Origin of the sequence: Streptomyces sp. NPDC018833 (assembly GCF_044390825.1) — a bacterium.
Taxonomy (GTDB): domain Bacteria; phylum Actinomycetota; class Actinomycetes; order Streptomycetales; family Streptomycetaceae; genus Streptomyces.
Window position 1 is genome coordinate 720,220 of the sequence record NZ_JBIRZM010000002.1, and the last position, 20,847, is coordinate 741,066.

Here is a 20,847-nt window from a genome sequence, read left to right on the forward strand (position 1 = left end):
CGTGCATGCGATGCAGTACGAGATCACCCTGCCCGCCGACTACGACATGGGCATCATCCGCGACCGCGTGGCGACCCGCGGCCATCTGCTCGACGACTTCCCAGGCCTCGGCCTCAAGGCGTTTCTCATGCGGGAACGTGCCGGCGGTTCGCCGGTGAACCAGTACGCGCCGCTGTATCTGTGGGCAGCGCCCGAGGGCATGAACAGTTTTCTGTGGGGCCCCGGTTTCCAGGGCATCGTCGACGACTTCGGCCGCCCCGACGTGCAGCACTGGACCGGAGCCGCGTACCACGAGGGGCCCGCGGCGGCGGCTGCGGCGCGCACCGCGGTCCGGCGCAGCCAGCGGCTGCCCGCGGGCGCCCGGCCCGGTCCGCTCATCGAGGAGGCCGCAGCGGAGACGGAGCGGCTGGCGCGGCGGGACGGGGTCGTCTGCGCGGCGCTCGGGGTCGACCCCCGTCGCTGGGAACTGCTGTACGTGACGCTGTGGGACCACGACTTCCCCACGGCGGTCGGCGACCACTACCGGGTGCTGCACGTCTCGGCACCCGAACGCGCCGGCCTGAGCCGGGGGCGGCACTGGTGAGGCTCGTCCGTGTCACGCGACCGACTGGCGGCTGCCCGAGCCGCCGGCCGCGCCGGCCGCCGGTCACGGGACCGGCTGCTGCTGGGCGGGGACACGGTGACGCCCGGGACGCCCGGGACGGGTGCATCTGCTGCGACGGCCGCGACCGCGGTCGCAGGCCGTCCTGGGCAAGGAGCTGACGGACCGGATCCCGATCCTCGACCCGGCCGGGGCCTCGCCACGGCGCCGGTCGGAGCTGCGGGGCGCTGAGCCGGGCGGGGCGCGGCTAGAGGTCGTTGTGCTCCAGGGCGTGACCCAGTCGGCGCCGGGTGAGGTCCTCGTGGATGAGGCGCCCGACGATGGCCCCGCCGTAGACCACCACGCCGACGCCGACGAGCCAGGACTGGAGAACGAGAACGGTGCCGAAGGGACCGTACGTCACCGTGTTCGACGCGATCAGCGGTGAGAAGACCAGCTGGGAGAAGACCCGTAGCCCGAGCATCGACACGGCGGTGACCAGCGCACCGGGCAGCAGGGCCCGCCAGCGGACACGACCGCCGAGGAGCAGTCGCTGGGACACCCAGAAGAACAGGACCGTCCCGAGCAGATCGGCAATGGTGGCCAACACGTCGGCCACCGCCGGGTCCGCGGTGTCCGGGACATTGACGAACACCATGAGGAAGAGGATGAGCAGCGCCAGCCACACCACATGGCGCCACATGGTGTGCCAGCGGGCGGTGGGCAGATCCCACACCTTCTCGTAGCCTGTCTGCACGGCGGATCCGAAGGTCAGTCCGAAGACGACGAGCGCGGCGAGACCGAACGCCGTCGTGCGTTGCAGCGCCTGTCCGGGCCTGCCGAACAGTTCCTCGACCTGGTTCTGGGACTCCCGCGAGACGCCGAGCCCCTCACCGAGCCAGCGGGCGAAGCCTTCGGCACTGACCGGGTCGGCGGCCGCGACGACGATGAGCAGCGGGACAAGGGTGACGAAGCCGAGCGCGGCGAAGCCCATGGCGCGGTGCATGAGCTCCATCTCCCGGCCACGGTTCCAGCCAAGCCCGACGGGTGACTGGATCACCCTGCGGTGCAGATGCTCGAACCGGTGGGCGCGGCGCGGGCCGGAGGGCGTGTCGGTCATAGGTCATGAACTACCCGTAAGCGTCCCACGACCCGCCGACCGGTCCTCCGGACGGGTGGCCGGGGCCTGGGGTGCGGCGATGGGGGGCGCCGGTATCCGGCCACGCGGGCAACCGTCCCGCGCGGCGGGGTAGGCCCGGGCACCCGCCCCGGCCGCGTGGCAAGCCGGCCGAGCCGCCCCACGCGGTAAGGAAGAAGCCCCGGCGCCGCCCGTACGCGCCGGAGTCGGCGGCCACGCAGACCCACGCGACGCCCGGGCGCCGGTGACCGATGGCCACGCAGCGACTCCGTCACGGGCGGGCAGGGGGACGGCGTGCTCCTCCCGCCCGGGCGGTCTGCTGACGGGGCATCAGGCGAGCGCCGCCAGCGGGTCGTCGAGGACCGGCTGCCAGGCCAGTTCCGCGGCTCCGACCAGGCTGTTGTGGTCCAGGGTGCACGACAGGATCGGGACTCCCCCGCTGCGGCCCCACAGGCTGCGGTCGGCCACGACCGCGCGCAGGCGTTCCGGGTCGGCCTCCAGGAGTTCGCGGTGCAGGCCGCCGAGGATGATCCGGTCCGGATTGAGGATGTTGACCAGCCCGGCGAGACCGAGGCCGAGGCGGTCGATGAGCTCCGCCGCCGCCCCGCGCACCGCCGGGTCGTCGTACTCCCCGCGCAGCAGGTCCCTGGACTGCTGGAGCAGGGACACCTCGGGGCCGGGTTCGCGTCCCGTGGCCGTCAGGAAGGCGAGCGGGTCCGCCTCGACGTCCAGGCAGCCGCGACTGCCGCAGTGGCAGGGCCTCCCCTCGGGGTTGACGGTGAGGTGGCCGACCTCCAGCGCGAGGCCCGAACTGCCCGTGTGCAGGCGGCCGTCGAGCACGAGCGCGCCGCCGACGCCGCGGTGGCCGGTGGCCACGCACAGCAGGTGCTGGGCGCCGCGGCCGGCGCCGTGGCGGTGCTCGGCGAGGGCCGCGAGATTGACATCGTTGCCGGTGAAGGCGGGCCCTCGGATGCCCGCGGCGACGACGCGTTCGGCGAAGATGTCGCGTACGGGAGCGCCGGCCGGCCAGGCCAGGTGCAGGGGATTGAGGGCGGTCCCCTCCGGTTCGGCGACCGCGGAGGGCACGGCGAGCCCGGCTCCGGCACAGCGCCGCCCACTCTCGCGCAGCAGCGTCGCGCCCGCCTCGACGACCTCCCCGAGCACCTGTGCCGGGTCCGCCTGGACGGTGACGCAGCCGGGCGCGGTGGCGACGATACGCCCCCCCAGCCCGACGAGCGCTGCCCGGAAGCCATCGGCGTGGACCTGGGCGGCGAGGACGACGGGACCGGTGTCGTCGACGGCGAGGCGGTGCGAGGGACGGCCCTGGGAACCGGCGGCGGCGCCGGGCCGGGAGTCGACGCGGATGAGGCCGAGCGCCTCCAGCTCGGCGGCGACGGCTCCGGCGGTGGCGCGGGTGACGCCGAGCTCGGCGGTGAGGACGGCACGCGTGGGCGCACGCCCGGTGTGCACCAGTTCCAGTGCCGGGCCGAGGGCGCTGCGGCCTCTTTCCAGTCTCGTCCGGGTGGTCGTCGCCTTGCCGTTCATGCAGCTGAGTCTCCCATGATCCGGACCTGGAGCCGCCGCCTTGTGCACAACGGGCGCGCGCCCCTATCCTGACTTTGTGCCGCTACTAAACAAACTCAGGACGGCCGTACCGGGGGGACCCGGCGGAAACCCCGCCTCCGTTTCCCTGTCCCGCCTCCGCACCGCCCTCACCGTCTTCTTCGCCCTCGACGGCTTCCTCTTCGCCGGCTGGGTCGTCCGCATCCCCGCGATCAAGGAACAGACCGGTTCCTCCGCGAGCGACCTCGGTCTCGCGCTCCTCGGGGTCTCCGCCGGGGCCGTGATCACCATGACGCTCACCGGCCGCCTGTGCCGCCGCTTGGGCAGCCACGCGGTGACCGTCGGCAGCGCGGTACTGCTCTCGCTGAGCATGGCCCTGCCGCCGCTGACGCACTCCGCGCTCGCCCTCGGCCTGGTCCTCCTCGTCTTCGGCGCCGCGTACGGCGGGATCAACGTCGCCATGAACAGCGCCGCCGTCGATCTGATCGCCGCCCTCCGGCGGCCCGTCATGCCCAGCTTCCACGCGGCCTTCAGCCTCGGCGGCATGCTCGGCGCGGGCCTCGGCGGTCTCGTCGCCGGCGGCCTGTCCCCCACCTCCCATCTGCTCGCCCTCACCGTGCTCGGGCTCCTGGTCACCGCCCTCGCCGGGCCGGCCCTGATGGCCCACCGGCCCCCGGCGCCGGAGGGCGAGGAGGGTGTTGTGTCCGGCACGTCCGTGCCCGCGCGCCTGACCGGGCGCACCCGCAACCTGGTGCTCCTGTTCGGCGTGATCGCGCTGTGCACCGCGTACGGCGAAGGCGCCATGGCCGACTGGAGCGCGCTGCACCTGGAGCACGATCTGCACGCGCATCCGGGCGTGGCCGCTGCCGGCTACTCCCTGTTCGCGCTCGCCATGACCGCGGGCCGGCTCACCGGCACGCTCCTGCTGGAACGGCTCGGACTGACCCGTACGCTCGTCGCCGGCGGCGCCACGGCCGCGGCCGGGATGCTGCTCGGCGCGCTCGCACCGACGGTGTGGCTCGCCCTGCTGGGCTTCACGGTCGCCGGTCTGGGGCTGGCGAACATCTTCCCTGTGGCCGTCGGCAGGGCGGGCGCTCTGGCCGGGCCGGGCGGGGTCGCGGCCGCTTCGACCCTCGGTTACGGCGGCATGCTGCTCGGCCCGCCCGCGATCGGTTTCCTCGCGGACTGGTTCTCGCTGCCCGTCGCCCTCACGACGGTGGCAGCGCTGGCCGCCGGCGCCGCACTGATCGCCTTCTGCGCACGCCACGCGTCTGCGCCGGGCACGGAAGTGGCCCGGCACGGGCCGGGTTCGGGGAGCGGCCGGGTCGCGTCCGCCGTAGGGCGAGTACGTGCGCGACGCGGGGAACGCGCCGTTTCCCCCAGCGCGGCTGAGTAGCCGTACTCAGGTGCGGGCACCCGAACGGTCAGAGCATGGAGCGACGACGACCAGGGGAGACGGCCATGCACGCTCGACTGACCTCGCTCGCACGACTGACCTTCGGCAACCCCGCCTCCAGGATCTATCTGGCACTGGTGGTCGCGGCGGCCCTCTTCGTGGCCGTCGACACGTTGTTCGTGCACCACGAGGACGCGTCGATGGCCGGGATATGGCTGTTCCTGCTGACCGCGCCCACTATTTTCGCGCTCATGGCGCTGGGCACGCTGTTCGGGGAGGGCGTGGCGGAGTCGGCCGGGTTCCTCTACCCGGCACTGGTCCTGGCGGTCCTTGTACAGGCGTGCGCGCTGGGCCTGTTCGTACGCCTGCTGGGCGGCGGGCCGCACACAGCGCACCCGCACGGGGCCTGACACAGGCGTACGGACGCCCGGGCCTGGCCCTACGGGCCGGATGCCGGAGGCGTGGGCTGCGCGGGCCGGAGGCCCTGGCGCGGGCGCCGTGGTCGACGGGCGCCCTGGAGCCCGCGTCGACGCACTGGGGCACACTCTGCACCATGAAGATCCCCCTCGCTGGTCGGATTCCTCGTGCGGGAAGGGCAGTTGCTCGCATCGGCTGCCGAAGCGGCGGGCCCTGCCGCTCCCGTGCCGACGTGCCCCGGCTGGCAGGTGCGGGATCTGCTGCGGCACACGGGCACGGTGCACCGCTGGGCCACGGCGTTCGTCACCGACGGGTACACCTCCTACCGCCCCGACGCCGGCGAACCGGATCTCGACGGCGACGACCTTCTCGCATGGTTCCGGGAGGGGCATGGCCTGCTGGTGGCGGCGCTGCACGAGGCCCCTGCCGACCTGGAGTGCTGGTCGTTCCTGCCGGCGCCCTCGCCGCTGGCGTTCTGGGCGCGGCGGCAGGCCCACGAGACGGCGGTGCACCGGGCGGACGCCGAGTCCGCCGCGTACGGGAAGCCCGGACCGGTCGCCCCGGAGCCGGCGGTGGACGGGATCGACGAGCTGCTGTCGGCGTTCCATGCACGGCGCAAGAGCCGGGTGCGCACCGCGAATCCCCAGCTGCTGCGCGTCGTCGCGACGGATACGGGCGACGTGTGGACCGTACGGCTGTCGCAGGAGCCGGCGCGCACGGAGCGTGGCGGCGAGGGCCCGTGCGACTGCGAGCTGAGCGGTTCGGCGGAGCGGCTCTACCTGACCCTGTGGAACCGGCTGCCGATGGACGCCGTCTCCGTGACCGGCGATCAGGCCCTCACGCGCCTGTGGCGCGAGACGTCGGGCATCACCTGACCGTAGTCGCGGCCGGGCCTGTGCCGTACGCGGCACGGCCGCGACGGTACGGGCCGGCCCCACGCCGTGGCAGACGCGCCCCCTGCGCCCACCAGTGGCAGCAGGCCGTGGGCAGGCCCGTCCTCCGCGCCCCGTGGCCGCAGGCCCGGCCCCACCGCGACGGTTGCCGATCCGGCGGCGTGGTACCTCCCGGCGTGGCAGCAGCTCGTTGACACCGTCGCCGAGTACGTCGGGCTCGCCATGGGCGCCGCCTCCACGCGCCGTCTGAGCGTCGCGAGCCCTCAGTCCGCCGGGCCCGGCAGCGTCCGTGACAGAACCGCACGCTGCAGCGGCTTCACCTCGGCGTGGCGTGCCCGGCCCTCGTCGGTGAGCGCGACCCGCACACCGCGCCGGTCTTCCGCGCACATGCCCCGGGTGACGAGCCCTTCCTTCTCCAGGCGGGCGATCAGGCGTGAGAGCGCGCTCTGGCTGAGATGAACGCGGGCGGCGAGCTCCTGGACGCGATAGGAGCAGTCACCCGTGGGTCCGCCGTCGTCCGCGCGCGTCTCCGCGAGCATGTCCAGCACCTCGAAGTCACTGGCGCCGAGCCCGAACCGGTGCAGCTCACGATCGAGTTCACACATCGTGCGGGCATGCAGCGCGAGGACGTCCCGCCACTGCTCCACGAGCGCGCGCTCGGATTTCGTCGCAGCCATGACCGCACGTTAGCAGAAAAGCCGCCCTTTGTTGCACGGGAATTAAATGCACTTGCAGTCAATGCATGTGCATGTAGTGTGCTCCGCATGACCTCTCCGATCGACGCCCCCGCGTCGCAGGACCGCTGGAGCCCGCGGCTGTGGGGCACCCTGCTCGTGCTCTGCGCCGCGATGTTCCTCGACGCCCTCGACGTCTCGATGGTCGGCGTCGCCCTTCCCTCGATCGCCACCGATCTCGAACTGTCCACGTCGACCCTGCAATGGATCGTCAGCGGCTACATCCTCGGTTACGGCGGGCTCCTTCTCCTCGGCGGGCGCGCCGCCGACCTCCTCGGCCGCCGCCGTGTCTTCCTCGTCGCCCTGGCCGTCTTCGCGCTCGCCTCCCTGCTCGGCGGCCTCGTCGACTCCGGCCCCCTGCTGATCGCCAGCCGCTTCATCAAGGGCCTCAGCGCCGCCTTCACCGCACCGGCCGGCCTGTCGATCATCACCACGACCTTCAAGGAAGGCCCCCAGCGCAACCGCGCGCTGTCCATCTACACCACCTGCGCCGCCACCGGCTTCTCCATGGGCCTCGTGCTCTCCGGACTGCTGACCGAGGTGAGCTGGCGGCTGACCATGCTGCTGCCCGCGCCCATCGCCCTGATCGCGTTCCTCGTCGGCATCAAGCTGATCCCGCGCAGCAGCCGCGAGGACGCGGGCAAGGGCTACGACCTGCCCGGTGCCGTCACCGGCACGCTCGCGATGCTGCTGCTCGTCTTCACCGTCGTCCAGGCCCCGGCGGTGGGCTGGGCCTCGGCTCAGACGCTGCTCTCCTTCACCGCCACCGCCGTCCTGCTCGCCGCCTTCATCACCATCGAGCGCCGCAGCTCACACCCGTTGATCCGGCTCGGCGTACTGCGCTCGGGCAACCAGATCCGGGCGAACCTCGGCGCGGCGTTCTTCTTCGGCTCCTACGTCGGCTTCCAGTTCCTGGTCACGCAGTACATGCAGTCGCTGCTCGGCTGGTCGGCCCTGCAGACCGCCCTCGCGTTCCTGCCCGCAGGCACGCTGGTGGCGCTGTCGGCGACGAAGATCGGCTCGGTCGTCGACCGCTTCGGCACGCCCCGGGTGATCGCCACCGGTTTCGCGCTGCTGGTCGTCGCGTACGCACTGTTCCTCCAGGTCGACCTGACGCCGGCGTACGCCGCGGTGATGCTGCCGTCGATGCTGCTGATCGGCGCGGCCTGCGCATTGGCCTTCCCCTCGCTCAACATCCAGGCCACCAGCGGTGTCGAGGACCACGAGCAGGGCATGGTCTCCGGTCTGCTGAACACCTCGATCCAGGTCGGCGGCGCCCTGTTCCTCGCCGTCGTCACCGCCGTCATCACCGCGGGCGGCGAGACCGGCCGGTCCCCGCAGGAGGTCCTGGACAGCTTCCGGCCGGGGCTGGTGGTCGTCACCGTTATCGCGGCCGTCGGGCTGCTGATCACGCTCACCGGTCTGCGGGCGCGGCGCGCCGCCGGCGGGGAGTCGGTCCTCGTCGCACGGTCCCTGCCGGCGGCGGAGCCTGAGCGGGAGCGGGTGAAGGTCGCCGACTGACGTCCCCGCCGTTCCGGGGGAACGCGGCCGGCGGGCACCAGCCCGCCGGCCGCCGCATCACCTGCCGGTCGGCCGCGCCACCAAACGCCGGGTCCCGCGAGCTCGCACCACACACCCGGCCAGGCAAGTCGGCAGCCTCGCGTCACACGCCCGGTCAGCCGAGCCAGCCGGGGCGCACCAGGCCGGACTCGTAGGCGAGGACCACCAGTTGGGCCCGGTCGCGCGCGCCGAGCTTGACCATCGTGCGGCTCACATGCGTCTTGGCGGTGAGCGGGCTGACGACGAGGCGGCGGGGATCTGGCTGCATGGACCTGAAGACCCGCTACGCGACGAAGGCCCGGCTCTCGCTGCGCGCCGTCGCCAAGGCCACGCGGGTCGCCGTCGCGGCGGCGCCACACTCATCACGCCCTGGGCGACGCCGTGGAAGAGGCGGAGCCGTTCAGTAACCTCATGATCTCGGCGCCGCCCGCCTGAGCCTCGCAATCCGGCGCGGACGGTCCGGTGGGAGTCGCGAAGGGCCGGAGCGAGAATGTGGGCATGGCAGACAACCGGCCCCCGGGCACCTCCCTGACCCTCGACGACCAGCTGTGTTTCGCGCTGTACTCCGCCTCGCGGGCGGTGACGGCGGCGTACCGGCCGGTGCTGGCCGAGCTGGAGCTCACCTATCCGCAGTATCTGGTGATGCTCGCGGTGTGGGAGCGCGGCCCGGTGCCGATGAAAGAGCTGGGCAGCATGCTGGGGCTCGACTACGGCACCCTGTCGCCGCTGCTCAAGCGCCTGGAGACGGCGGGTCTGCTGCGCCGGGAGCGGCGCCCGGACGACGAACGCCTGGTGATGGTGGAGGCGACGGAGCAGGGCCGGGCTCTCAAGGAGCGGGCCGAAGGGGTACCGGGCTCAATGGGCCGGATCTACGGCCTGACGGCCGGGGAGACGGTGCAACTGCGCGACCAGCTACGCACGCTGATCGAGCGGCTGGGCACGCCGGCCGGCTGAGCGGGCACCGGCGGCCGCGTGGGAATCATCACAGCCAGTTACATCGTGCACAATTGAATTGTGCGCTACTGTTCTTGTGGAACAGCGAGCGCGAAGGAGAGAGCCACGATGGAATTCGTCAGGTACGAGGACTACGCCCCCGTCGAGCGCCCCGGCTATCAGCAGGAGCTGGACGAGGTCGTCAGCAACGTCGCCCGCCGCACCCGCGAATCGGTCGAACGGCAGGGCGTCGGGCGCGCGGTGCGGACTGCCCACGGGAAGACATACGGCCTCATGAAGGCGACAGTCACGCTCGGTGAGGTCGCGGCGCCGTACGCTCAGGGAATCTTCGCCGCCCCGGCGACGTACGACGCGGTCGTGCGCTACTCCAACGGGCTCGGGCATCTGCGCGCCGACTCGCTGCTCGGCGCGGCCTGCGGCATGGGCATCAAGATGTTCGGTGTCCCCGGCGCCTCACTGTTGGCCGACGAGTCCGAGGCCACCACCTTCGACCTCAACCTGATCAACAACACGGTGTTCTTCGCCAACACCGCCTACGACTACATGGTCATCGAGGAGCTCTTCGCCGAACTGCCGGACGCCCTGGTCGACCCTGCCCGGCGCAAGTCCTGGATGGGTGAGTTCCTCACCCGGCGCGGAACGCTGGCGAGCGCCGACGAGTGGCTGTGGGACGAACTGTTCGCGATGCTCTCGTTCACCCAGGTGCAGCGCCGGAACCTGCTGTCGTACACGTACAACAGCATGGGCGCCTTCCGGTACGGCGACCACATCGCCAAGATCCGTACGGTCCCGGTCACCCCCGTCACCCACCTCGACGTCGATGTGCGCGCGGACGGCGAGGCCTTCCGCAACACGCTCGTGGCGGAGGCCCAGGAGCGCGACCACGCTTTCGAACTCCAGGTCCAGCTCAACGCCGACCTCGCGCGGATGCCCGTGGACAACACGTCGGTGGAGTGGCCGGAGCAGCTCTCCCCGTGGGTGACCGTGGCTCGGATCGACATCCCGCGCCAGGACATCGGCGGCGAAGAAAACCTCACGGCCGCGGACGGCACATCGATCACCCCGTGGCGCACCCGCGAGGACCACCAACCGGTCGGCGAGATCCAGCGGGTGCGCGAAGAGGTCTACCGCCGGTCCTCGATCGAGCGACACCGCCTCAACAACCAGCCGCGCCAGGAGCCGGCCGGCAGCGCCGAACTCCTCTGACAACTCCACGACCAGGGGGGGTGCAGGCGAATCCGTAGAAGGTTTCCTCATCGGGCGCGCTCCGACGCACTCCCCCTGGAGGAAGGGTACCCACCCCCACGAGCACCCCCTCGCCCACTCCGGTTCCTCCCGCGAAAGCAAACCGTGGGCGGAGGAACGGATGCTGGTTCCCGACTCCCGGATCGAGGCGAGATCGCACCGGGCGCTCCGGCGACTGGGGGCACGAACCGGCGTGCCGCGACCGGGAGTGGCTTGTGCGCCGCGCCCACCGGGAGTGGCTGGTGCGCCGCGCCCACCGGGAGTGGCTGGTGCGCCGCGCCCACCGGGAGTGGCTGGTGCGCCGCGCCCACCGGGAGTGGCTGGTGCGCCGCTTGCGTCGGCCCCGTACCGCAGCGGCCGCTCGGCGGACGCACTCCGATCGCCGACGAGGCGGCGCGGCGCCGGATCCCGGAGGCGATGGGCGCGGATCCGGGCAGGCGCTGCACGCCCTGCACGAGCGGGTGTTGCGTCAGGACCCCGCGCTGCTGTCGGCCGGCGCACCAGCGGCCCGACCGGCGCGCGGCGCGCGCGACGCAGCCCCGGCGTGCGATGGGCGCAGCCCGACTTCCACGGCGAGCCGGCCCACGGCATGCGCGAAGAAGACATCTCGGTCCTCGACGACCCGCTCGAACTGCCCGAAGACCTCGAACGAGATCAGCCCGAAGAGCTGCGCCCAGGCGGCAACGAGCGCGGTGGCGACGGACGGCGGCAGATCAGGGGCGATGTCGGCGGTGATGCGGTCGGCCTCGGTGCGCAGTGCGTCGCCGAGCGGCGGGACGGCCAGGCCCTCCGTGCGATGGGCTTCACGGGCGGCGGACGCCTCCGGGTCGGTCGCAGGACGCAGCACTTCACCGCCGTGGAGCTGCGCGACGAGGAGAAGCCCGCCCTGCTGCGCTCCTATCTCAAGCGCTGGGGCTGGGAGGTCGGACGCTTCTTCGGCGACATCGACGCCGACTCCACGGACGAGGAGCTGCTGGCCGCCGCCCACAAGCATCCCGTCTTCCGCATCACCATCGCCCGATGACGCCCGTCCGATGACGGCCGCGCCGGCCGGCGCACGCTCGATGAGCCACCCGCCGGCTGAAATGGCCCGACGACGCCACCCGATGACGCCCGCTGAGCGCGCCCGATATTCCCCACCTGACGAAAACGCACCCGGCGGCAGCGGCCGGCCAGGCCTCAGGCGCGCTTGTCCAGCATGTCCAGCGCGCGCCGCGCCAGGGAGTGGCTGCGCACCAGGCCGGCCAGCGTCGTCGCCCCGCGTGTGATGTCCGTGAAGGCCGTCCACGCGGGCCGGAACCCGGTGATCGCCGCGTGCAGCAGGCCGGGCCGGCGTGCGAAGACGGCGAGCATCCGCCGGCCGACCGCCATCTCCACACCCAGCCCCGCCTTGATGGCGAAGGTGTAGTTCAACGCCTGCCTGCGGGCGTCCACGGCGTCGTGCGCCTCGGCGATCCGTGCCGCCCACTCCCCCGCGAGCCGTCCCGATCGCAGCGCGAACGAGATCCCCTCCCGGGTCCACGGCTCCAGTAGACCCGCCGCGTCCCCGCACACCAGGACCCGGCCGCGCGACAGCGGCGAGTCGTCGCTGCGACAGCGCGTCAGATGACCCGAGGAAATGGCGGGCTCGAAGCCCGCCAGTCCCAGCCGGGCGATGAAGTCCTCCAGATACCGCTTGGTCGCGGCGCCCTCGCCGCGCGCCGAGATCACACCGACCGTCAGCGTCCGGCCCTTGGGGAACACCCAGCCGTAACTGCCGGGCATCGGGCCCCAGTCGATGAGCACGCGGCCGGCCCAGTCCTCGGCGACCGTGTCCGGCACCGGGATCTCTGCCTCCAGGCCGAGGTCCACCTGGTCGAGCTTCACACCGACATGCGCGCCTATCCGGCTGGCGCTGCCATCGGCGCCGACGACCGCGCGTGCCAGCAGCGTCTCGCCGTCCGACAGCACGACGGCGACCGTGCGCCGGTCAGGGACGGCGGGACCGTGCTGCTCCACTCGGGAGACGGTGACGCCGGTGCGCACCACCGCGCCGGCCTTCTCCGCCTGCTCGACCAGGCCGGCGTCGAACTCCGGGCGGTTGATCAGCCCGAAGAGCATCCGCTTGGAGCGGCGGGTGCGGGCCAGCTTCCCGTTCAGCGAGAACGTGACCGCGTGCACCTTGTCGCGCAGGGGCAGCTCGAAGCCGGGTGGCAGGCTGTCGCGCGATGGGCCGATGATGCCGCCGCCGCAGGTCTTGTAGCGAGGCAGGTCGGCCTTCTCCAAAAGCAGGACTCTGCGGCCGCTGACAGCCGCCGCGTACGCCGCCGCCGCCCCGGCGGGTCCTGCGCCGACCACGACGACGTCCCACGCGGGACCGTCGCCGAGCTCATTTGCCGCCTCTGCTCCGGTGGCATCGTTCTCGCTGCTCACGATGTACTTCTGCTCCCGATCCGACCCATGGCCCATGCTCTCGACGGCATCCTACGGCGCAGACCCGCCCCACCCCCTGTGGGAGGATCGACCACACATTTGCCGTACACACATCGCACAACGTCGCACCCACAAGGAGCGTGCCCATGACCGCCGATCCGATCGCCGAGACCGTCGCCTCGCTGATGTCCCGCGCCAAGGCGGAGCTCACGGAGTTGGTGGCCTTCCAGTCGGTGGCGGACGAGGCGGTGGCGCCCCGCAGCGAGTGCGAGGCGGCGGCCAACTGGGTGGCGGACGCACTGCGCGACGAGGGGTTCGCGGACGTCGCGCTCCTCGACACCCCGGACGGATCGCAGTCGGTGTACGGACTGCTCCCCGGCCCCGAGGGCGCGCCGACGGTGCTGCTGTACGCGCACTACGACGTGCAGCCGAAGCTGGACGAGGCCGCCTGGGTGAGCCCGCCCTTCGAGCTGACCGAGCGCAACGGCCGCTGGTACGGGCGCGGTGCGGCCGACTGCAAGGGCGGCTTCATCATGCACCTGCTCGCGCTGCGCGCCCTGAAGGCGAACGGCGGCGTCCCGGTATCGGTCAAGGTGATCGTCGAGGGTTCGGAGGAACAGGGCACGGGCGGCCTGGAGCGCTACGTCGAGGAGCACCCCGACCTGCTGACGGCCGACGCGATCGTGATCGGCGACACCGGCAACTTCCGGGTGGGTCTGCCGACGGTGACGGCGACGCTGCGCGGCATGACCATGATCCGCGTCCGGGTCGACACCCTCGAAGGGAACCTGCACTCGGGCCAGTTCGGCGGGGCCGCGCCCGATGCGCTCGCCGCGCTGATACGCGTACTGGACTCGCTGCGCGCGGAGGACGGTTCGACGGTCATCGACGGCCTTCCGGCGCAGGCCGAGTGGGAGGGCCTGCAGTACCCCGAGGAGGAGTTCCGCAAGGACGCGAAGGTCCTCGACGGTGTGGCCCTGCCCGGCAACGGCACGGTCGCTGACCGGATCTGGGCGCGTCCCGCCGTCACCGTGATCGGTATCGACTGCCACCCGGTGGCGGGCGCCACCCCGTCGATCCCCGCGAGCGCGCGGGCGCAGATCAGCCTGCGGGTGCCGCCGGGTCAGGACGCCGCCGAGGCGACGAAGCTGCTGTTCGCGCACATCGAGAAGCACACCCCGTGGAATGCGCGTGTGACGCTGGAACAGGTGGGCCAGGGCCAGCCGTTCCAGGCGGACGTCACCAGCCCCGCGTACACGTCGATGGCCGAGGCGATGCGCGTGGCATACCCCGGCGAGGAGATGCAGGCCTCCGGGATGGGCGGTTCCATCCCGCTGTGCAACACGCTCGCCGCGCTGTACCCGAGGGCCGAGATCCTGCTGATCGGGCTCAGCGAGCCGGAGGCGCAGATCCACGCGGTGAACGAGAGCGTGTCCCCGGAGGAGTTGGAGCGGCTGTCGGTCGCGGAGGCGCTGTTCCTGGTGAACTACGCGGTGTCCAAGAAGGATTGACCACTTGACGGAGCGCGGGGGCGCCGCTCGACGCGTGGTGACTCGGCGCAGAGCGGCTCAGCCTCGCGTGGTGACTCGGCGCAGAGCGGCTCAGCCTCGCGTGCTGACTCGGCGCGTGGTGACTCGGCGCAGAGCGGCTCAGCCTCGCGTGGTGACTCGGCGGGTGGTGACTCGGCGCAGGGACCGTTCAGCGTAGAACAGCTCGACATCCAGGGGCCGTTCAGCGCGCTGGAACCGTTCCGCGTAGGACGGCTCGACACCCAGGGGCGGCTTGGCACAGGGCCGTTCAGCGCTCGGCGAAGATCGCCGCCAGCGAAGTCCCGGGCGGCGGGCGTATGCCGGTGCGTACGTTCACCGCATGGACTTTCTTCAGGTACTGCCGCAGCTGCACATGTTCCGCTTCCCCGTCGGCCAGGCCTACCTGTGGCGCGACGGCGACGAGTTGACGCTCGTCGACGCCGGCCATCGGGACGCCGCGCCACTGATCGAGGAGGCGATACGGGGCGCCGGGCTCGACCCGGCCGCCATCCGCCGGATCGTTCTGACGCACTGTCACCGCGACCACATGGGCGCCGCCGGGGAGCTGGCCGAGCGATACGCGGCCGAGGTGCTGGCGCATCGACTCGACGCACCGGTCGTGCGGGGCGAGGCGCCCGTGCCCGAGCCCGTACTGCTGGACTGGGAGGTCCCGCTGTACGAGCACGGGCTCACGGTGCCGCCCGCGCCGCCGACCCGGGTGGACCGGGAGCTGGAGGACGGCGACGTACTGGACTTCGGCGGCGGTGCGCGCGTGGTCCACTCGCCCGGTCACACCGACGGCTCGATCGGCATCCATCTGCCGCACCACGGGGTGCTGTTCACGGGCGACTGCGTGGCGGGGGTCGGGCAGGTGATGCTCGGGGTGTTCAACGTGGACCGGGCGACGGCCCAGGTGTCGATGCGCCGGCTGGCCTCGCTCGCGCCGTCGACGGTCTGCTTCGGCCACGGCGACCCGCTGACCGAGAACGCCACCGCGGCGCTGCTGAACGCGGCGGAGGCGTCAGCCGACGGGGATGCCGGCCTCTAGGTTGAGCACGGTGCCGCGTTCACGGGCGCGCAGCGCCCAGCGCAGCCGTTCGTAGCGCGCGGGCGGCAGCAGATGCGCGGCCTCCTGCTCGCCCACGAACCGCCAGTCGCGCAGCTCCGGTCCGGGCAGGCGTATGCGTTCCGCACCGCCGGCGGGCAGCCGGCCCCCGTCGAACAGCAGCCGCAGCCCGCCGAAGCGGGGCGGGCGCGGGGCCTCCCAGTCGACGACGAGGAGCCGTGGGACGTCGGGCAGCTCGATGCCGAGTTCCTCGGTGACCTCCCGCATTCCCGCGCGCGCGGGTGGCTCACCGCTCTCGACGATTCCGCCGGGGAACTCCCAACCCGGCTTGTAGGTGGGGTCGACGAGCAGCACCCGGTTCTCGTCGTCGAAGAGGAGGACGCCCGCGGCGACGGTCTCGGAGGTGGGTTCGGGTGTCTGGACGATGTCGCAGGCAGCCGCTGCCCCGGTCCGTACGGCGGAGGCGATCTGCCGGGCCGTCTCCCGTGGGTCGATGCGGCTGGTGTCGATGACGTGCGCGTCGGCGGTGATCCAGCCGAGTGCGGCGCGATACGGCTCGATGTGGTCGTACGCCCACTGTCTGACGCGCTGGTCGCCGTCGGGGGTGTCGGGCACTTCGCGGCCCGCTATACGGGTGCGCAGGATCGTTTCGTCCGGGCAGAGCAGCACATGGCGCACGGGGATGCGCCGGGCGGCGAGCCCGCCGAACACCTCGTCGCGGTACTCCTGTCGCAGCAGGGTCATCGGCACCACCAGCACCCCGCCCAACTCCGCGAGGAGTGCGGACGCGGTGTCCACGACGAGCCGCCGCCAGATGGGGAGGTCCTGGAAATCCCCGACGTCGTCGAGCCGCTTCTGCGGGAGCAGGTGTCGCAGACCGGCGCCGACGAGCTCGGGGTCGAACAGGGTGCTGTTGGGGATCAGATCGATCAGTTCGCGTGCGGCACTCGACTTGCCCGCTCCGAACGCACCGTTGATCCAGACGATCACGGGTCCCCCTCTTCCGTTGCCCACAGTGGCTTGCCCGCATCACCCTGCCACGGAAACCCCCGGCCGGAACGGGTTGGCCGATCAGGGACGCAACTGTGGCCGGGCCGTTGCCCGTGACACCTGCCGGGAGCCGTCGTTGGAGCGGAAGAGACGAGGGGGTGCGTGATGCGCCGCACGGTGTTGGAGAAGTTCCCTGCGGGTGACCCGCGGGGCAGCTGGCACGCCGAGGAGTACGCCCGGCACCGCCGGGACGAGGGGCTGGCCGCGGAGGTGGTGATGGACCTGGAGTCGGACGCGTTTCTGGTGGTCGTCCCGCAACAGCAGACCGAGCACGCCTGGTGAGTTCGCCCGGGGCGCCCCTGGGCCCGGGCGGTCGGCTGAGGACCGGCTCCCGCACGGCCCGGCCCGCCCCCGGCGAGCCGAGCTCACGGATCGGGCCGCCACCCGGGCACGGCGGGCCGTCAGGCGCGGCCCACCGCCACCGGCGTCTCGCCCCGCCCGAGCGTCGCCGCCGCGGCCGCGCCGACCAGGCCCGCGTCCGCGCCCATCCGCGCGGGCGCCACCGTCAGGCGCTGCACGAACGACAGCGTGGCGTACTCGCGCAGCGCACGGCGCAGGGGCGCGAAGAGCACGTCACCCGCTCCCGCCACGCCACCGCCGATCACGGCGATGTCGATCTCGACCAGGGTCGCGGTCGCGCCGATCCCCGCGGCGAGGGCCTTGGCCGCGCGTTCGAACGAGGCGGTCGCGACCGGGTCGCCCGCGCGTGCGGCCTCGGCCACGGCGGCGGCCGAGGCATCACCGTCTGCACCGGGCCGCCAGCCGTTCTCCACGGCGCGGCGGGCGATATTGGGGCCGCTGGCGATCCGCTCGACGCAGCCGCGCGCACCGCACGGGCAGGCGTCGCCGTCGAGCTCGACGCTGATGTGGCCGATGTGCCCGGCGTTGCCCGTGGGGCCCGCGTGGAGGCGGCCGTTCAGCACCAGACCGCCGCCGACCCCTGTCGAGACGACCATGCAGAGCGCGTTGTCGTGGCCTCTGGCCGCGCCGAGCCAGTGCTCGGCGGCCGTCATCGCGACGCCGTCGCCCACGAGTTCCACGGGAAGTCCGCCGACGGCCCGGGAGACCCGCTCGACGAGTGGGAAGTCGCGCCAGCCGGGGACGTTGACCGGGCTGACCGTGCCGGTCGAGCGGTCCACGGGGCCCGCGCTGCCGATGCCGACCGCCCGCACGCCCCCCCACAACGGCGAAGCCGTCAGGTCGGCGAGGACGCTCTCGACCGCATGCATCACCGCGTCGCCGCTCTCGCGGGCCGGTGTGGGCCGCTGCGTTCGCAGCAGAAGGGCGCCACCCCCGTCCACCAGCGCGCCGGCGATCTTGGTGCCGCCGATGTCGAGAGCGGCGACGAGGCTGGTATGCATCGGTGTGGGATCCCCCGGGGAGACTGTCGGACCTGCGGATTCGACACAGTCTCCATTCCTCTGACAACGTTGTCCAGGCCCTATGCCCGACGCCACACCATCCCATACCATCGGACGCGACCGCCTGCCCTCGGACAGAAAGCTCACCGTGGCCGATACGACCCGTCCCCCGCAGTCGCCGGTGAGGCCCCGAGGCCCCGAGCCGCGCTACGGAAATCGGCCGACGATGAAGGACGTCGCGGCGCGCGCCGGGGTGGGGCTCAAGACCGTCTCGCGGGTGGTCAACGGCGAGCCGGGCGTCACGCCCGACACCGAGCGGCGGGTGCAGGAGGCCATCGAGTCCCTCGGGTTCCGCCGCAACGACAGTGCGCGGGTGCTCAGGAAGGGCAGGACCGCGTCCATCGGGCTGGTGCTGGAGGACCTCGCCGACCCCTTCTACGGGCCGCTCAGCCGTGCCGTCGAGGAGGTCGCCCGGGCACACGGCGCCCTGCTGATCAACGGTTCCAGTGCCGAGGACCCCGATCGCGAGCAGGAGTTGGTGCTCGCGCTGTGCGCGCGCCGGGTGGACGGGCTGATCGTGATCCCGGCCGGTGACGACCACCGCTATCTGGAGCCGGAGATCAAGGCGGGCGTGGCCACGGTGTTCGTCGACCGTCCGGCCGGGCGGATCGAGGCGGACACGGTGATGTCCGACAGCTTCGGCGGAGCGCACACGGGCGTGGCGCATCTGATAGCCCACGGCCACCGGCGCATCGCCTTCATCGGCGACCAGCCGCGCATCCACACCGCGGTCGAGCGACTGCGCGGCTATCGCGCGGCGATGGAGGACGCCGGTCTGGAGATCGACGAATCCTGGGTCTCGCTGGGCTCCACGGCGCCGGAGCGGGTCCGGGACGCGGTGGCGGCGATGCTCATGGCGCCCGAGCCGGTCACCGCGATCTTCGCGGGGAACAACCGGGTGACGGTGACCGTGGTGCGGTTCCTCGCCGGACGCGAGGAACCGGTCGCGCTGGTCGGGTTCGACGACATCGAACTCGCCGATCTGCTCGGCATCACGGTCATAGCCCAGGACTCGGCCACGTTGGGCCGCACGGCTGCGGAGCGGCTGTTCCGCAGGCTGGACGGAGTGAACGAGGAGCCGACGCACGTCACGCTGGACACGGTGCTGATCCCCCGCGGCTCCGGCGAGATCTCCCCGCCGGCCTGACCCCGCGGCGCCGCTCGGGCGAGGCCCCCGGCCCGATCCCGGACCGCGAGCCGCCGGTCGTGCCGCCGTCGGAACCTCCCGCGGTGCCGCCCGCGGTCGCGGTGAGCGTGGATCACGTGGACGTACGGCGGAACGGGGAGGCCCTTCGACCGCGGCGTGGCCGGCGGTGAGCCGGGGGGCAACCGCTATTCGGCTGCGGCCGTCAGCTCCCCGCGCCGGGGCGCCGCGAAGCCGTCGAGGTCGGCGCGCGTCAGGCCGGTCAGCCGGGCGACCTCCGTGGTGTCGAGTGCCCCGCAGTCGATACCGCGCAGCAGGTAGGAGCTGAGGGCCTTGGCGGTGGCCGGCTCGTCCATGACGTCGCCGCCGGTGTGAGTGGCGTAGGCGGCGAGGCGCGCCGCGGCCTGTTCGAAGCCCTCGCGGTAGAAGGCGAAGACGGCGGCGTAGCGGGTGGGGAGGTGGCCGGGGTGCATGTCCCAGCCCTGGTAGTACGCACGGGCGAGGGCGCGGCGGGTGAGGCCGTAGTGCAGGCGCCAGGCGTCGTGGACCTTCTCGGTGGGGCCGACGGGCAGGACGTTGGTGGAGCCGTCGGAGACGCGTACGCCGGTGCCGGCGGCGGCGACCTGCATGACGGCCTTGGCGTGGTCGGCCGCGGGGTGGTCGCTGGCCTGGTGGGCGGCGCTCACGCCGAGGCAGGCGCTGTAGTCGAAGGTGCCGTAGTGCAGTCCGGTGGCCCGGCCCTCGGCGGCGTCGATCATACGGGCGACGGTGGCGGTGCCGTCCGGGCCGAGGATGGACTGGCTGGTCTCGATCTGGATCTCGAAGCCGATGCGGCCGGTCTCCAGACCGCGGGCCTTCTCGAACTCCTCGACGAGCCGGACCATCGCGGACACCTGCTCGGCGTACGTGACCTTGGGGAGGGTGAGGACGAGTCCGCCGGGCAGGCCTCCGGCCTCCATCAGGCCGGTGAGGAAGACGTCGAGGGTGCGGATGCCCCGGTCGCGCACGGCGGCCTCCATGCACTTCATGCGGATGCCCATGTACGGCGCCGCGGTGCCCTTCGTGTACGCCTCGGAGATCAGCTGGGCGGCGCGGGCGGCGTCGGCGTCCTCGTCGCGGCCCGCGTACCCGTCCTCGAAGTCGACGCGCAGGTCCTCGATCGGCTCGCGCTCCAGCTTGGCCCGTACGCGTGCGTAGACGGGCTCGGCGAGGTCGTCGGCGAGACCGAGCACACGGGCCAGGGTGGCGGGGTCGGGGGCGTGCTCGTCGAGCGCGGCCAGGGCCGCGTCGCCCCAGGAGCGGATGGTGTCGGCGGCGAAGTCGTTGCCGGGGACGTAGACGGTGTGGACGGGCTGGCGGGTGCCGGGGTCTCCCGGGTACCGGCGGGCGAGCTCCGCGTCCACCGTCGCCAGGGAGGCACTGATGCCCTCGCTGACCGCACCGGCGAGGCTCGTCGCCACCTTCTCCTGCTGACCCATTCCCACACCCTCCGCACATCGTGTATCCGTGTTTTCCGCTTCACGGAATCAACATTCTGTTGAAAGAAGTTAATGGGCGGTCGTGATCTGCGTCAATGGTCCGCCACAACCGGCAGGGGCCGCACGGTGAAGATCACCGTGCGGCCCCTGGCGGGAAGATGTGGGGTCAGCCCTTGCGGGTCTTGACCTCTTCGGTCAGCTGCGGGACGACGTCGAAGAGGTCGCCGACCACGCCGTAGTCGACGAGGTCGAAGATCGGGGCCTCGG

At 72.4% G+C, this 20,847-nt stretch carries 19 protein-coding genes and 3 pseudogenes; 12 read left to right on the forward strand and 10 right to left on the reverse strand.

The window, feature by feature from the left end:
- Position 1: 1 nt before the first annotated feature.
- Positions 2–583 carry a DUF4865 family protein gene (locus ACH5AF_RS07070; RefSeq protein ID WP_398900411.1) on the forward strand — a complete coding sequence of 194 codons (582 nt, stop codon included), beginning with the start codon at positions 2–4 and terminating at the stop codon, positions 581–583.
- Between the two features lie 265 nt (positions 584–848).
- On the opposite strand, the gene ACH5AF_RS07075 is transcribed toward ACH5AF_RS07070, so the two are convergent.
- Positions 849–1,700 (reverse strand): YhjD/YihY/BrkB family envelope integrity protein, encoded by an 852-nt coding sequence (locus ACH5AF_RS07075; protein ID WP_398900412.1) that lies wholly within the window; start codon positions 1,698–1,700, stop codon positions 849–851.
- A 348-nt stretch (positions 1,701–2,048) separates the two neighbouring features.
- A complete protein-coding gene (locus ACH5AF_RS07080; RefSeq protein ID WP_398900413.1) occupies positions 2,049–3,263 on the reverse strand; it encodes an ROK family protein in 1,215 nt (404 codons plus the stop codon).
- A gap of 76 nt (positions 3,264–3,339) precedes the next feature.
- On the opposite strand from ACH5AF_RS07080, the gene ACH5AF_RS07085 reads away from it, so the two are divergent.
- The 3 genes from ACH5AF_RS07085 (at position 3,340) to ACH5AF_RS07095 (ending at position 5,969) form a co-directional block, all read left to right on the forward strand.
- Positions 3,340–4,677, forward strand: coding sequence for an MFS transporter (locus tag ACH5AF_RS07085; RefSeq protein ID WP_398900414.1), 1,338 nt, complete (start codon positions 3,340–3,342; stop codon positions 4,675–4,677).
- Between the two features lie 65 nt (positions 4,678–4,742).
- A complete protein-coding gene (locus tag ACH5AF_RS07090) occupies positions 4,743–5,087 on the forward strand; it encodes an SCO4225 family membrane protein (RefSeq protein ID WP_398900415.1) in 345 nt (114 codons plus the stop codon).
- 189 nt (positions 5,088–5,276) lie between these two features.
- A complete protein-coding gene (locus ACH5AF_RS07095; RefSeq protein WP_398900416.1) occupies positions 5,277–5,969 on the forward strand; it encodes a maleylpyruvate isomerase family mycothiol-dependent enzyme in 693 nt (230 codons plus the stop codon).
- A 281-nt stretch (positions 5,970–6,250) separates the two neighbouring features.
- On the opposite strand, the gene ACH5AF_RS07100 is transcribed toward ACH5AF_RS07095, so the two are convergent.
- A complete protein-coding gene (locus ACH5AF_RS07100) occupies positions 6,251–6,664 on the reverse strand; it encodes a MarR family winged helix-turn-helix transcriptional regulator (RefSeq protein WP_398900417.1) in 414 nt (137 codons plus the stop codon).
- A gap of 87 nt (positions 6,665–6,751) precedes the next feature.
- Between ACH5AF_RS07100 and ACH5AF_RS07105 the strand changes: the two genes are divergently transcribed.
- Positions 6,752–8,242 (forward strand): MFS transporter, encoded by a 1,491-nt coding sequence (locus ACH5AF_RS07105; protein WP_398900418.1) that lies wholly within the window; start codon positions 6,752–6,754, stop codon positions 8,240–8,242.
- Positions 8,243–8,396: 154 nt separating this feature from the next.
- Here ACH5AF_RS07105 and ACH5AF_RS07110 read toward each other — a convergent pair.
- Positions 8,397–8,534: pseudogene (locus ACH5AF_RS07110) on the reverse strand (LuxR C-terminal-related transcriptional regulator); the annotation flags it as partial.
- A 245-nt stretch (positions 8,535–8,779) separates the two neighbouring features.
- Here ACH5AF_RS07110 and ACH5AF_RS07115 point away from each other — a divergent pair.
- Together ACH5AF_RS07115 and ACH5AF_RS07120 are read left to right on the forward strand one after the other, a co-directional pair.
- A complete protein-coding gene (locus ACH5AF_RS07115; protein ID WP_398900419.1) occupies positions 8,780–9,235 on the forward strand; it encodes a MarR family winged helix-turn-helix transcriptional regulator in 456 nt (151 codons plus the stop codon).
- A 108-nt stretch (positions 9,236–9,343) separates the two neighbouring features.
- Positions 9,344–10,441: a catalase family protein gene (locus ACH5AF_RS07120; RefSeq protein WP_398900420.1), complete on the forward strand. Its 1,098-nt coding sequence runs from the start codon at positions 9,344–9,346 to the stop codon at positions 10,439–10,441.
- Between the two features lie 508 nt (positions 10,442–10,949).
- Here the strand turns inward: ACH5AF_RS07120 and ACH5AF_RS07125 are convergent.
- The gene (locus tag ACH5AF_RS07125) at positions 10,950–11,327 is read right to left on the reverse strand and encodes a TetR-like C-terminal domain-containing protein (protein WP_398900421.1); all 378 of its coding nucleotides are present in this window, start codon (positions 11,325–11,327) and stop codon (positions 10,950–10,952) included.
- Here ACH5AF_RS07125 and ACH5AF_RS07130 point away from each other — a divergent pair.
- A pseudogene (locus ACH5AF_RS07130) lies at positions 11,277–11,504 on the forward strand (deazaflavin-dependent nitroreductase); the annotation flags it as partial. The gene ACH5AF_RS07125 and the pseudogene ACH5AF_RS07130 sit on opposite strands and share 51 nt — an antisense overlap.
- Positions 11,505–11,659: 155 nt before the next feature.
- On the opposite strand, the gene ACH5AF_RS07135 reads toward ACH5AF_RS07130, so the two are convergent.
- Positions 11,660–12,928 carry a geranylgeranyl reductase family protein gene (locus ACH5AF_RS07135; protein ID WP_398900422.1) on the reverse strand — a complete coding sequence of 423 codons (1,269 nt, stop codon included), beginning with the start codon at positions 12,926–12,928 and terminating at the stop codon, positions 11,660–11,662.
- A gap of 110 nt (positions 12,929–13,038) precedes the next feature.
- Here ACH5AF_RS07135 and ACH5AF_RS07140 point away from each other — a divergent pair, with 110 nt between their 5' ends.
- The gene (locus ACH5AF_RS07140; RefSeq protein WP_398900423.1) at positions 13,039–14,403 is read left to right on the forward strand and encodes a dipeptidase; all 1,365 of its coding nucleotides are present in this window, start codon (positions 13,039–13,041) and stop codon (positions 14,401–14,403) included.
- Between the two features lie 358 nt (positions 14,404–14,761).
- Entirely contained in the window at positions 14,762–15,469 is a 708-nt protein-coding gene (locus ACH5AF_RS07145; RefSeq protein WP_398900424.1) for an MBL fold metallo-hydrolase, read from the forward strand.
- Here ACH5AF_RS07145 and ACH5AF_RS07150 read toward each other — a convergent pair.
- Entirely contained in the window at positions 15,443–16,477 is a 1,035-nt protein-coding gene (locus ACH5AF_RS07150; RefSeq protein ID WP_398900425.1) for an NUDIX domain-containing protein, read from the reverse strand. The genes ACH5AF_RS07145 and ACH5AF_RS07150 overlap by 27 nt on opposite strands.
- A gap of 165 nt (positions 16,478–16,642) precedes the next feature.
- On the opposite strand from ACH5AF_RS07150, the gene ACH5AF_RS07155 reads away from it, so the two are divergent.
- The gene (locus ACH5AF_RS07155; protein ID WP_215182592.1) at positions 16,643–16,819 is read left to right on the forward strand and encodes a hypothetical protein; all 177 of its coding nucleotides are present in this window, start codon (positions 16,643–16,645) and stop codon (positions 16,817–16,819) included.
- A gap of 119 nt (positions 16,820–16,938) precedes the next feature.
- On the opposite strand, the gene ACH5AF_RS07160 is transcribed toward ACH5AF_RS07155, so the two are convergent.
- Complete coding sequence (locus ACH5AF_RS07160; RefSeq protein WP_398900426.1) at positions 16,939–17,898, reverse strand: ROK family protein; 960 nt, start codon at positions 17,896–17,898, stop codon at positions 16,939–16,941.
- 226 nt (positions 17,899–18,124) lie between these two features.
- On the opposite strand from ACH5AF_RS07160, the gene ACH5AF_RS07165 reads away from it, so the two are divergent.
- On the forward strand, positions 18,125–19,105 hold the full coding sequence (locus tag ACH5AF_RS07165) for a LacI family DNA-binding transcriptional regulator (protein ID WP_398900427.1): 981 nt from the start codon (positions 18,125–18,127) through the stop codon (positions 19,103–19,105).
- Positions 19,106–19,290: 185 nt separating this feature from the next.
- Here the strand turns inward: ACH5AF_RS07165 and ACH5AF_RS07170 are convergent, their stop codons facing one another.
- Both ACH5AF_RS07170 and ACH5AF_RS07175 read right to left on the reverse strand, forming a co-directional pair.
- Positions 19,291–20,580, reverse strand: coding sequence for a DUF6986 family protein (locus tag ACH5AF_RS07170; RefSeq protein WP_398900428.1), 1,290 nt, complete (start codon positions 20,578–20,580; stop codon positions 19,291–19,293).
- A 166-nt stretch (positions 20,581–20,746) separates the two neighbouring features.
- Positions 20,747–20,847, reverse strand: a pseudogene (locus tag ACH5AF_RS07175) (electron transfer flavoprotein subunit alpha/FixB family protein); the annotation flags it as partial.